This is a genomic window from Sphingomonas sabuli (assembly GCF_014352855.1).
GTDB lineage: Bacteria > Pseudomonadota > Alphaproteobacteria > Sphingomonadales > Sphingomonadaceae > Sphingomicrobium > Sphingomicrobium sabuli.
Map to the genome: position 1 here is coordinate 344,000 of NZ_CP060697.1, position 12,957 is coordinate 356,956.

Below are 12,957 nucleotides of genomic sequence, written 5' to 3' on the forward strand. Positions count from 1 at the left end.
TCCGCTTGACGACCGCTCGCCGCGACCCTTAAGCGCCCGACCATGCAGCAGATCGACGACGAGGCCGGGACGGAGCAGGACGCGGCGGCAACCCGCAAGGCGTTCGACGATGCCCTCGCGGCGGTCGCCGCCGACCCTACGGACGAAGCCGCGGCGCAGCGGCTGGCGGACGTCGCCGCCCGGGTCAAAGGCACTGCCGCGCCCAGCCGCGCCGAGGATTTCGACATTTCGGTCGACGTCGAACGCGCCGGGCAATTGCTGCTCCGCGGCCAGTCCGAACAGGCCGAGCTGGTGCTCCGCCGCTATCTCGCCGGCCGGCCCAACGATCCCGAGGCCATGCGCCTGATGGCCAAGATCGCGGCCGATTTCGGGTTCCTCGAAGATTCGATCAAGATCCTCCGGCGCTCGCTGGAGATCAATGCGGAGCGGGTGCTCAACTGGATCGACCTCGCCAAGTCGCTGCATCAGCAGGCCCGCAAGTCCGACACGCCGGAACATATCGACGAGGCCATCGTCGCGATCGACCGCGCCATCGCGCTCGATCCCACCAACGAGGAAGCGGTCGCCTACAAGGCCGCGCTATACGTCCAGGTGCGCAAGCTGGAAGCGGGGCAGGCGACGTTCAAGGAATTGCTCGACGTCCATCCCGACACCTCGACGGGCTGGATGAACTATTCCTATCTGCTCAAGACGCTGGGCAAGTTTGGCGAGTCCGTCGCGGGCTACCGTGCCGCGGTCGGCGTCGAGCCGACCAACGGCGGCGCGTGGTGGGGCATGGCCAATCTCAAGCGCGCGCGATTCTTCGATCATGACATCGACGCGATGCTTGCGGCCCTGCCGCGGCTGCCGAACGATCATGCGCGGGTGGCGATGAACTTCGCCCTCGCCACGGCCTACGACCAGCGCAAGGATTACGAGTCCGCTTCCCGCCACCTGCGCGACGGCAATGCGCTGCGTCTCAAGATGCATCCGCACGACATCGATGCGATGCGCAGCGGCTCCGACGAGCTGATCGCGACCTACACGCCGCAATTCTTCAAGAAGCGGGCGGGGCAGGGCAATCCGAGCAAGGCGCCAATCTTCGTCGTCAGCATGCCGCGCTCGGGCTCGACCCTGGTCGAGCAGATTCTCGCCAGCCACCCGGCGATCGAAGGCACCGAAGAGCTGTTCGCGATCCAGCAGCTGCAGGGCGAGATCACCGAGCGCCAGCAAGCCAAGTCGGCGGAGGCGGCGCTGAAGCGAACGGACCTGGGCGACCTCGACGCGCTCGGCGCCCGCTACCTGGAGCTGACCGCGTTTCACCGCTCCACCGACCGCCCGCATTTCACCGACAAGAATCCGGGCAACTGGCGGCAGTCCGGGCTGATCCACACCATCCTGCCCAACGCCAAGATCGTCGATATCCGCCGCAACCCGCTCGATTGCTGCCTGGCCAATTACGCGCAGCATTTTTCGTGGGGCGTGAACTATTCCTACGGGATCGAGGAAATGGCGTCCTTCTATCGCGAGTATCTTCGCGTCATGCGCCACTTCGACACCGTCATGCCGGGCGTCGTCCACCGCGTCATCTACGAGGACCTGATCGAGGACCTCGAAGGCGAAGTGCGCAAGTTGCTCGACTTCCTGGAAGTCGAATTCGACGAGCGCTGCCTGCGCTTTTTCGAGACCGATCGCCCGGTTCACACGCCGAGCGCCGAACAGGTCCGCCAGCCGATCAACAAGGCCGGCTTCGGCCGGTGGCAGAAATACAAGCCGTGGCTTGGCGAACTGGAAGACGCGCTCGGCAGCGCGGTCGAGGATTGGCGCCGTTAAGCGTCGGATAGCCGACTCAAAAGTTCATGTGGCATTAATGTGACAGGTACCGCCGGAATTTGCCCGGCGACCCTAGAACGCCTTTTTTTTCAGCGGTGCATCGGTCAAACGGCAGCCTGTAAATTCTCACAGAGCCGGGGTTCGTTAGCCATGCGTCTTCTTAATAGCGCCATTCTCACTTCCGTTTCCATGATTGCCCTCGGGGCATCGCCCGCTTTTGCGCAGGCCGTTCCGTCGGCCCCGGTCGACCAGACTCCGGAAAAGGTTGCGGAGAGCGAGCAGATCCCGCCGACGAGCGAGCAGACCGACGCTTCGGGTGAACCGGAAGCCAACACGCCGGGCACGATCGTCGTCACCGGTTCGCGCATTCGCCGCGACAACTTCTCGACGCCGCAGAACATCGACGTCCTGACCCGCAACGACCAGCTCATCGCCGGCGCCCGGTCGACCGGCGAAACGCTGCAGTCGGGTTCGGTCACTTCGGGTACCGCCCAGATCAGCGGCAGCTTCCTCGGCTACCTGTCGGAAGGCGGTCAGGGCGCGAACACGGTCGGCCTTCGCGGTCTCGGCTCCTCGCGTACCCTCGTCCTGCTCAACGGCCGCCGCCTTGCCCCGGCCGGCGCCAGCTCGCAGCTGGTCTCCGCCGACCTCAACGTGCTTCCGACCTCCGTCGTGCAGCGCATTGAAATCCTGCGCGAAGGTGCGTCGTCGATCTACGGTTCGGACGCCATCGCGGGCGTTATCAACATCATCACCGACACGAAGGTCGATGGCATCACGCTCGACGCTTATGCCGACGTGCCGCTCGAATTCGGCGGTGGCCGCACCTATCGTGCGTCCGTCACGGCGGGCAAGAGCTTTGACCGCGGCTACATCACGGTCTCGGGCGAATATAAGAAGGACGAAGGCATTCGTCTGGGCGACAAGGACGATTGGCGCTGCCCGCGCGAACTCGCGTTCATCAACGGCAACGAAGTCGGCCAGGGCAGCCCGGACAACCCGAACGAACTGCGTTGCTTCCCGTTCGAGCGTCAGGGTCTCGGCACGGCCCGCGGTTACGGCCTTTCTTACGGCCTCGTCCCGGGCTCCGGCTTCGTGTTCTTCGGTCGCCGCGGCCTGACCAACAACGACGTCACGCAAGGGCCGCTGCTGGTCGACAATTACGACCTGCGTCCGCTCAGCGCCTCGAACGTCTACAACGAACACATCTTCAGCCCGATCCAGACCTGGACCGGCTTCCTCAGCACCGGTTACGAACTGGGCGCGCTGGGCAATGCCGAACTCTATGGCGAAGCGCTCTACAGCCGTCGTACGTCGCACCAGGATCGCGGCACGCAGCTGAGCTTCCAGCAGATCACGAACTCGGGTGAAGCGCAGCTCTACGGCGGTTCGTACCTGGGCTACCCGCTCGACCTCTTCGGTCTGGCGACCAGCCCGTTCTTCCCGACGTCGTTCATCGATGCGGGCATCAACTACTTCGGGCCGTTCATCGTCCCCGACCGCACGATCAAGCAGAAGCAGAAGGTCAACTTCTTCCGCGTCAACGGCGGCATCCGTGGCGATCTCGGCATCGGCGACTTCCGCTATGACCTGAACGCCATGGTTTCGCAGGCGAAGGCTCGCGAAAGCCTGCAGAACCCGACCGTCGACCGGGTCAACAACATCCTGGTCGCTGTTGAAGCTCCCGCCGGCACGCCGGACAACCTGATCACCTACGCCATTCCGGGTCAGGTGGGTGCGGGCAACGGGTACACCTGCGCCGTCAACGTCGACGCCGCGGGCAACTTCATCCCGGGCTCGACCTGCGTTCCGATCAACTACACCGCTCCGGACATCTTCATGGGCGGGCACTTCTCCGACACGCTGTTCAACTACCTCTATCCGGAGCAGGTGAACCGCACGAAGTACAACCAGGAAACGTTCAACGCCGTCATCGACGGTACGCTGTTCGCGCTCCCGGCCGGCGAAGTGAAGATCGCTCTCGGCGCCGAATATCGCCACGACTTCATCCGCGACGTTCCGGCGGAATCGCGCCAGAACGGCACCATCTACAATTATTCGACCGCGGGCATCACCAAGGGCTCGGATGAGGTGAAGGAACTCTTCGGCGAAATTAACATTCCGCTGCTGAAGGACCGCCCCTTCTTCGAAACGCTCGAAGTCGACGCGTCGGCGCGTTACACCCACTACAAGTCGTACGGGTCGGACATCACCTACCACGTCAACGCGCAGTGGGCCCCGGTCCGGGCGCTTCGTATCCGCGGTAACTACGGTACGAACTTCCGCGCTCCGAACCTTTACGAGCAGTACGTTGCTGACCAGGTCGGCTTCTACGGCGGTGGCGCTGACCCGTGCGATGAATTCGGCACCATCTACTCGCCGGGCACCACGGTTTACGAAAACTGCCTTGCGGAACTGACCCCGATCCTCGACGATCCGACGACTCCGGAAAACGAGGCGCTCGACTTCTTCACGTCGACGGGCATTCAGGTCACGACGACCGGCGGTAAGGGTAACCTGGAAGCCGAAAAGGCGAAGACCTGGGGTGTTGGCGCGGTGTTCAACATGCCGTCGCACATCGCCGACTTCTCGCTGGCGGTCGATTACTTCAACATCGAAGTGACCGGCGAAGTCGCCACGCTCGGCAACCTGATCCTGAACTTCTGCTATACTGGTGGCCCGAACGGCGATCTTCCGTTCCCGAACAACCCGTATTGCTCGTTCATCGACGGCCGTAACCCGGCCAACGTGCCGAACCCGGGTAATATCTCGTCGTTCAAGAACCCGTACCTGAACGTTGCTCGTCAGATTGCAGAGGGCATCGACTTCGACGCCCGCTTCGCCAAGGACGTCTTTGGCGGCAAGTTCTCGACGCAGCTGCAGGCGACCCGGATGCTGCATCAGCAGACCGAATTCTTCGAAGGCGCAGGCCTCTCGGAATTCAACGGTACGCTGGGCTACCCGGGCAACGGCGCTGGTCCGAAGTGGGTCGGCTCGCTCGACACCCGCTTCACCACCGCCAATGACATCACCATCCGTTGGGGCGCCGAATACGTCGGCAAGCAGGTGTCGACTGACAGCGACATCTTCCTCACCAGCAATGGCGACGTCTGCAACCCGGCGATCCCCGGCAACTGCATCCTGGTCGACTACGACCTGACTGCGGAAGCCTATTGGGAACATGGTCTGTCGGTGCAGTGGGCGTTCCCGCAGCTCGGTCAGGTCACCATGGGTGTGAACAACATCTTCAATGCGAAGCCGCCGACGATTGCGGCCCACCCGAACCGGGCGGACCCGCGGGTTGGCAACTACTTCGCCAACGGTCCGTACGACTATCGTGGCCGGTCGTTCTTCGTGAACGTCACGCGCTCGTTCAAGTAAGACCGGACGCACCTACAAAGGAGGGGCGGGGTAACTCCCGCCCCTTTTTTTTGCCTGCCGCAATCGCGTCCCGCCCGTGGGCACCGGCAACGCTTTGTTTTCGCTGCGGCGCCGAATATGGTTTCGCAATGGGGCGAAGGGACATCTGAACTGTGGGCTGGTCCGCGATGACGCAGGTGATCGCCGCGCTGCTGGCCGCGCTGTGGATCGTCCTCGCCGCGGCGGTCGCGATCGTCGCTGCGCGGCGCATGCGCGAAGCCGGGCGCTTCGTTGCCGCCGCCCGCTCGCTCGGCAATCTGGTCGACCTGTCGCCGGCCCGTCCGTTGGTGGTGTTCGCCGACGGCAGCATCGAGGCTGACCGGCGCCTGGTGCGGGAAATCGGATTGCCCGCGACGCCCGTCGCGTTGGCCGATCTTGCCGGTGCCGACGCCGGCCTGCTTGCGGACGACTTGCAACAGCTCGAAAGCCGGGTCCGCTCGGCCGCGTTGTCCGGTGACCGTTTCGAAATGCAGGTTCGCGTCACCGGTTCGGGGCGGGTGCTCGATGTCCGCGCCATGCCCGCGCCGCCGCCCGAACCGCCGGGCACGATGCTGCTGTGGCTGTTCGACACCAGCAGCGCCGAGAACGAACGGTCCAAGCTGGCCGAACGCCTGGCCCAGACCGAGGCCGCGCTCGACGCGCTTACCCGGCTGATCGAGGCCGCGCCGTTCCCGATGTGGTATCGCGGACCCGACCTGTCGCTCGGGCTGGTCAACAGCGCGTTCGTCGAGGCGGTCGAGGGGCGCGACGCGGCCGACGTCATCGCCCGCAGCAGCGAGCTGGTCGGCGACACGCAGGAAGCCCGCGCCGCCGCCGTTGCCGCGGTCGAAGCAGGCGGCGCGGTCGCGACCAAACAGGCGGCGATCGTCCGCGGCGAGCGGCGGATGCTCGAAATCGTCAACGTGCCGCTGCCGACCGGCGCGGTCGCCGGCTTCGCGCTCGACATCCAGGACCTTGAGGATTCCCGCGCCGAACTGGCCCGCCAGGTGCAGTCGCAGCTCGACCTCGTCGACCGAATGACCGCCGGCGCCGCGCAATTCGACGCCGACCGTTGCCTCAGCTTCTTCAATCGTCCCTTCGCGGCAATGGCCCAGGTCGATCACGAATGGCTGGGCGAAGACCCGGAATTCGACCGCGTGCTTGAACGCATGCGCGAACATAATCGCGTTCCCGAAACGCGCGATTTCCCGACCTGGAAGGCGGAACGGCGCGACTGGTTCACCAGCACCGAGGAAATGATCCAGGAAGACTGGCTGCTGCCCGGCGGCGACCATTGGCGGGTGGTGGCGCAACCGTTGCCCGATGGCGGCCTGCGCCTGTTCCTGGAGGACCGGACGGAGCAGGCGCATCTGGCGTCCGCCCGCGACACCCTGCTCCGCGTTCGATCGGCCACCTTCGACAATCTGTTCGAAGCGATCGGCGTGTTCGCCAGCGACGGCAGACTGTACCTGTGGAACAGCCGCTTCAGCCAGGTGTGGGACCTCGACGAAGCCTGGCTGGCGGAAAACCCGCGGGTCGACGAGATGGTCCCGGCGCTGGCCCGCAAGCTCGTCAACCCCACCGCCGCCGCGCAGATCCGCGAAATGGTGCGCAAGACGACCACCGACCGCGAACCTGCCAACGGCCGCCTGACGCTCACCGACGGCCGCAATTTCGACTTCGCCGCCGTGCCGCTGCCCGACGGCAACGCGCTGTTCACCCTCGTCGATGTGACGGATTCCAGCCGCATCGAAAGCGCGCTGCGCGAACGCGCCACCGCGCTCGAACAGGCCGACCGCGTGAAGACCGACTTCGTCGCCAACATGAGCTACGAGCTGCGCACTCCGCTGACCTCCATCGGCGGCTTCGCGGAAATGCTGGCCGAAGGCTATGCGGGCAAGCTCAGCCCCGCGGCGGCGGACTACACCAAGGCGATCCTCGAATCGGTCGACCGCCTGTCCCGGCTGATCGACAACGTGCTCGACCTGACGCAGGGCGATTCGGTCAACGTGCTGGAACGCGAACGCGTCGACATCGGCGGCCTGTGCCGCGCCGCGGCGGCGAAATATGACAGCCGCACCCGCAACAAGGACCAGGAATTGAGGCTCGACATCGGGGCGAACAGCGGCACCGTCATCGGCGACGCCCGGCGGCTGCGCGAATCGATCGAACACCTGCTCGACAACGCCAGTACCTACACCGACCGCGGGGGCAGGATCGAACTCAAGTCCTGGGGCGATCTCGACAACGCCTTCATCCTCATCAGCGACAATGGCGCGGGCATCGCCAAGAAGGATTTGCCGCGCGCCTTCAACCGCTTCGACCGGATTACCGCCGACGCTTCCGGCGGGGAGGCCGCGCTCGGTCTCGGCCTGCCGCTGACGCGCCAGTTCGTCGAGGCGCACGGCGGCAAGGTCGACCTCATCTCCGCCAAGAACAAGGGCACCACGGTCAAGGTCACGCTGCCGCGGGCGCCGCAATGATCCTCGCCGACGAAGCCGCCACGCGGGCGCTTGGCGAACGCCTTGCCGGCCTGGTCCGTCCCGGCGACGTCATCGCGCTGTCGGGACCGCTCGGCGCCGGCAAGACCGCGCTTGCCCGCGCCGTCATCCGCGCGCTTGGCCATCAGGGCGAAGTGCCCAGCCCAAGCTTCGCCATCGTCCAGCCCTATGAGGATCTCGATCCGCCCGTGTGGCATGTCGACCTCTATCGCATTACCGGCCCCGGCGATCTCGACGAATTGGGGCTGGACGCATTGTCCGACGCGGTCCTGCTGGTCGAATGGCCGGAACGGGCAGGGGAGTCGGCGTGGCCCGGGGCGCTGCATCTGTCGCTGGAATTTGCGCAAGGCGCCGCTCGCCGCTTGACAGCACGGGTGCCGCCGTCTTGGCAAAACAGATGGCCGCCGCGATGATCGTCCCGCCGCAGATGCTCGAATTCCTCGCCCAATGCGGGTGGGCCGGCGCGCGGATTGAACCGCTGGCCGGCGACGCATCCTTCCGCCGCTATTTTCGGGTCGTCGATGACGGTCGCAGCGCGGTCTTGATGGACGCTCCGCCCGCGCGCGAAGACGTCCGCCCGTTCGTCTCGGTCGCCGAATGGCTTCTGTCGATCGGCCTCAGCGCGCCTGAAATTCTTGCCCGCGACGTCGATAACGGCCTGCTTTTGCTCGACGATTTCGGCGAGGTCCGGCTGCGCGAAACGCTCGACGCCAATCCCGCCCGCGAAAGCGAACTGTACGCGCTCGCCACCGACGTTCTCGTCCACCTGCACCAAAGCCCGGCGATGGATGGGCTGCCCGAACACGGCCTTGCGCAATGGCTGGAGGAACTGGCCCTGTTCACCGACTGGTACTGCACCGCGCTGCACCTGTCGGTCGACGTCGATGCCTTCCGCGCCGCCTGGACCGAAGTGCTCGAACCCGTCGCCAACGACGGTCTCGGCCCGGTCACCGTGCTGCGCGATTACCATGCCGAAAACGTGATGCTGGTCGGCGGCCGCGACGGCGTGCGCCACTTCGGCCTGCTGGATTTCCAGGACGCGCTGGTCGGCCATCCGGCCTATGACCTCGCCTCGGTGCTGGAAGATGCCCGGCGCGACGTGTCGCCGGCCGTGGAGCGCGAAATGATCGACCGCTACATCGCCGCGACCGGCAACGCCCAGGCGTTCGAACGCGCCTATTGGGTACTGGCCGCGCAACGCAACACCCGCATTCTCGGCGTCTTCACCCGCCTGTGGAAACGCGACAACAAGCCGCATTACACCGCTTTCCAGCCGCGCATGTGGGGCCTGCTCGAACGCGACCTGGCCCGTCCGGAACTGGAACCGGTGCGGCGCTGGTTCGACCTCAACATCGCGCCCGAACATCGCGCCGCGCCATGGGCGCAGGCGGCATGAACAAGCCCCGGCGCGCGCTTCGCCTGAAGGCGGAAATCACGGCCGACCTGCCGAAAACGGCGATGGTGCTGGCCGCCGGGCTCGGCAAGCGCATGCGTCCGCTCACTGCCACCCGGCCCAAGCCGCTGGTTGACGTCGCCGGCAAGGCGCTGCTCGACCATGTGCTCGAACGCCTGGCCCAGGCTGGCGTCGAACGGGCGGTGATCAACGTCCATTACCTCGCCGATGCGGTCGAAGCGCATCTCAAGAAGAACGATCACGGCCTCGACATCGCCTTTTCCGACGAACGCGCCCTGCTGCTCGAAACCGGCGGCGGGATGGTGAAGGCTCAGGCGCTGATCGACGCCGACCCATTCCTGGTCGTCAACAGCGACAATTTGTGGGTCGACGGCCCTGCCGACACGCTGAAGCTGCTCGCTTCGCACTGGGACGGCAAGAAAATGGACGCTTTGCTCCTGCTGGTGCCGCAGGCGCGGGCACAGAATCACAGCGGCCGCGGCGATTTCCACATGGACCGGTCCGGCCGGCTGCGCCGTCGCGAACGCTCGCGCGTCGCGCCTTTCGTCTACACCGGCATCCAGATCGTATCGAAGCGCCTGTTGCGCGATGCGCCCGACGGGGCATTCTCCGCCAACATCCTGTGGGACCGGGCGATGGAGGAGGGGCGCTGCTTCGGCGCCGTCCACCAGGGATTGTGGTTCGACGTCGGTACCCCCGGCGCCATCAAGACGACGGAGCTCATCCTGGAGGATGCCTGATCGCGCCGCAGACAGCCTGCGGCACCCCGCCGTCTACACGATTCCGACCCATCGCTCCTTTGCCGACTCGCTTGTCGCGGGGCTGATCGCGCGCTTCGGCCGCGATCCGCTGCTGCTGGCCGGCGGCCGCATCCTCCTGCCCAACAATCGCGCGGTGCGCACCGTCACCGACGCCTTCGTCCGCGCCAGCGGCTCGGGCCTCGTCCTGCCGCGCCTGATCCCGGTCGGCGATGCTGAACTGGAAGAACGGATCGGCGGCGCGCTCGACCCCGCGGACATGGCCGATCCGGTGCCGCCCGCGGTGGAGCCGCTGCAACGTCTGCTGGCGCTCGCGGATCTTGTTCGCGCCGGCGACGAAAGCGCGGTCGAGGCGCTGCGCCTGTCCGCGGACCTGTCGCGAACGCTGGACGCACTGCTGGTGGAACAGGTTGACCCGTCGCGGCTGGCCGGCGTGGCGCAGGACAGCGAGGAGCTGGCGTCGCACTGGCAAGTATCGCTCGACCGGCTGCGCGCGATCCTCATCCTGTGGCCTGAAAAGCTTCGCGACTGGAATCGCATCGACCTGGCCGACCGCCGCAACCGCCTGCTCGAACGGCTTGCCGACCGCTGGGCGACCGACCCGCCTGTGGGGTTCACCGTCGCCGCCGGCATCACCACCACCGCGCCCGCCATCGCCACCTTGCTCAAGCGGATCGCGACCTTGCCCGACGGCATGGTCGTCCTGCCCGGCCTTGCCCGCGCGACGTCCGTCCCGGACGAGGAATGGGACGCGCTCGGCCCCGATGACAGCGGCCGCGGCGAGGAAACCCACCCCCAATTCCATCTCAAACTGCTGCTCGACCGGATCGGCGTTGCGCGCGACGAAGTCCGCTTGTGGCCTCGCGTCGGCTCCGCCGCCTCGACCCCGCTGCGCGCTCGAGCGGTCGCCAATGCCTTCGTCTCCGCGCAATTTTCCGACAAGTGGATCGGCCTGAAGCCCGCCGAGCGGCGCCTGTCCGGAATCCGCACCGCCGTCCTGCCCGATACGGCGGCCGAGGCGCAGGCGATCGCCCTGGCCATTCGCGAAACGCTGGAAACGCCGGGCAAGACGGCCGCGCTGGTCACCCCTGACCGGATGCTTGCGCGGCGGGTCTCCGCCTTGCTCGCGCGCTGGTCGATCCACGCCGACGACAGCGCCGGCACGCCCTTGTCCGAACGGCCGCCCGGAACGCTGTTGCTGTCGCTTGCCGCGGCCATGGCGGAGGAACTGGCGCCGGTGTCGCTGCTGGCGCTGCTCAAGCATCCGCTGGTCGGCGGCGAAGAAGATGCGCGCCGCACTTGGCTCGACGACGTCCGGCTGCTCGACGTCGCCCTGCGCGGCCCGCGCCCGGCGGCAGGGCTTCACGGCCTCGACCGGCATTTCGCCGAGCGCGAGGCGGAAGACCGCAATTGCCGCGGCTGCGTCGACGCGTGGCACCGCGTGCGCTCGCGTCTCGAACCGCTCGACGGGCAGGGCGCCCCCACCACGCTCGCCGCCTTCGTCGCCCGCCTGGTGACCGCCGCCGGGGTTCTCGCCGGCGATCGCGGCTGGCGCGGACAGGACGGGCGGATGCTCGCCGAACTGCTTGCGGAGCTGGAAGCGTCGGCGGAGGCGCAGCGGCTGCCGGTCGGCCCGGAAGACGCGGTCGCCGTGCTGGCCGAACTGCTGGCCGGGCGCAGCGTCCGGCCGCCCTATGGCGACCATCCGCGGGTCTTCATCTGGGGCCTGCTCGAAGCGCGGCTGCAACAGGCCGACCTGATGATCCTCGCCGGCCTCAACGAAGGCGTCTGGCCGGCCGTGCCCGCGCCCGATCCGTGGTTGGCCCCGCGTATCCGCGGCAAGCTCGGCCTGCCCGGCCTCGACTTTCGGATCGGCCTGTCGGCGCATGATTTCGCCAGCGCGCTCGGCGCGCGCGAAGTGTTGATCACCCGGTCCAAGCGCGACGGGCGTTCGCCAACGGTCGCCTCGCGCTTCCTCCTCCGGCTCGAAGCGATCAGCGGCGGCCTGCCGCGCGATTACCGCCTCGAACGGCTGACCGCCGCGCTCGACGACCCGGGCGAGCCGGTGCCGGTCCGCCGCCCGCAGCCGCGGCCGCCGGCCGCCGACCGGCCCAAGCGCATTTCTGTCACGGCCGTCGACCGGCTCAAGGCCGACCCGTTCGCTTTCTACGCGCAGGCCATGCTTCGCCTGCGCGCACTCGATCCGGTCGATGCCGACCATACCGCGCGGTGGAAGGGCAGCGCGGTGCACAAGGTGTTCGAAGACTGGCTGAAACAGGACGAATGCGATCCCGACCGCCTGCGCCCGCGCGCGGAGGCCCTGCTTGCCGACGAGACAATCCACCCGATGCTTCGCGCGCTGTGGGCGCCGCGCCTGCTCGAAGCGATCGACTGGATGGCGGACCTGGAACGGTCGAACCGCGCGTCGGGCCGTGCGCCGCTGGTCGCCGAAGCGAAGGGGGAGGCGGCGATTGCCGGCATCACGGTCCATGGCATCGCCGACCGCATCGACCGGCTTGCGGGGACCAGCCTCGCGATCATCGACTACAAGACCGGCAGGCCGCCGGCGAAGAAAGCGATCGACGCGGGCTTCGCGTTACAGCTTGGCCTGCTCGGCCTGATCGCGCGCGCCGGCGGGTTCGACGGCGTCACGGGCGATCCCCAAGCGTTCGAATATTGGTCGCTCGTCCGCGACCGCGACCAGTTCGGCAAATGCGTCCACGCCGACAAGGATATGGGGCCGGAGGAATTTCTTGCCCATGCGTTCGCCAATTTCGCCGAGGCCGCGGAAAAATGGCTGAACGGGACGGAGCCGTTCACCGCCAAGCTCAACCCGGCGTTCGCGCCCTACGGCGACTATGACCAGCTGATGCGGCTGGAAGAATGGTACGGCCGCAATGACTAGCCGCGGATCAGCCGTTCCGCGGCTTCTTCTTCACCTTGGACGCGTACAGCAGCGCCGCGACGATCGCCGCCGATCCGACGCCGACCGCTACCCCGGCCTTGCGCAGCTTCGCCCGGCGTTCCTCGCTCGCCTTGTCGTCATGCTCGTTGCTCATGCCGGTCTTTCTAT

The 12,957-nt window shown here is 66.8% G+C and carries 8 protein-coding genes; 7 read left to right on the forward strand and 1 reads right to left on the reverse strand.

What is annotated here, in order from left to right; genetic code table 11:
- Positions 1-42: 42 nt before the first annotated feature.
- The 7 genes from H8M03_RS01770 (at position 43) to addB (ending at position 12,789) form a co-directional block, all read left to right on the forward strand.
- Positions 43-1,812 (forward strand): tetratricopeptide repeat-containing sulfotransferase family protein, encoded by a 1,770-nt coding sequence (locus H8M03_RS01770; protein WP_187480070.1) that lies wholly within the window; start codon positions 43-45, stop codon positions 1,810-1,812.
- A 189-nt stretch (positions 1,813-2,001) separates the two neighbouring features.
- The gene (locus tag H8M03_RS01775) at positions 2,002-5,193 is read left to right on the forward strand and encodes a TonB-dependent receptor domain-containing protein (protein WP_187480071.1); all 3,192 of its coding nucleotides are present in this window, start codon (positions 2,002-2,004) and stop codon (positions 5,191-5,193) included.
- A 167-nt stretch (positions 5,194-5,360) separates the two neighbouring features.
- Positions 5,361-7,694 carry a PAS domain-containing sensor histidine kinase gene (locus tag H8M03_RS01780; protein ID WP_246448980.1) on the forward strand — a complete coding sequence of 778 codons (2,334 nt, stop codon included), beginning with the start codon at positions 5,361-5,363 and terminating at the stop codon, positions 7,692-7,694.
- Positions 7,691-8,125, forward strand: coding sequence for a tRNA (adenosine(37)-N6)-threonylcarbamoyltransferase complex ATPase subunit type 1 TsaE (gene tsaE / locus H8M03_RS01785; protein WP_187480072.1), 435 nt, complete (start codon positions 7,691-7,693; stop codon positions 8,123-8,125). The genes H8M03_RS01780 and tsaE overlap by 4 nt, the downstream gene beginning before the upstream one ends.
- The gene (locus tag H8M03_RS01790; protein ID WP_187480073.1) at positions 8,110-9,108 is read left to right on the forward strand and encodes an aminoglycoside phosphotransferase family protein; all 999 of its coding nucleotides are present in this window, start codon (positions 8,110-8,112) and stop codon (positions 9,106-9,108) included. The genes tsaE and H8M03_RS01790 overlap by 16 nt, the downstream gene beginning before the upstream one ends.
- A complete protein-coding gene (locus tag H8M03_RS01795) occupies positions 9,105-9,866 on the forward strand; it encodes a nucleotidyltransferase family protein (RefSeq protein ID WP_187480074.1) in 762 nt (253 codons plus the stop codon). Before H8M03_RS01790 ends, H8M03_RS01795 begins: the two co-directional genes overlap by 4 nt.
- A complete protein-coding gene (addB, locus tag H8M03_RS01800; RefSeq protein ID WP_187480075.1) occupies positions 9,859-12,789 on the forward strand; it encodes a double-strand break repair protein AddB in 2,931 nt (976 codons plus the stop codon). The genes H8M03_RS01795 and addB overlap by 8 nt, the downstream gene beginning before the upstream one ends.
- A gap of 7 nt (positions 12,790-12,796) precedes the next feature.
- Here addB and H8M03_RS01805 read toward each other — a convergent pair whose 3' ends face one another.
- Entirely contained in the window at positions 12,797-12,943 is a 147-nt protein-coding gene (locus tag H8M03_RS01805; protein ID WP_187480076.1) for a hypothetical protein, read from the reverse strand.
- Between the last annotated feature and the right edge of the window lie 14 nt (positions 12,944-12,957).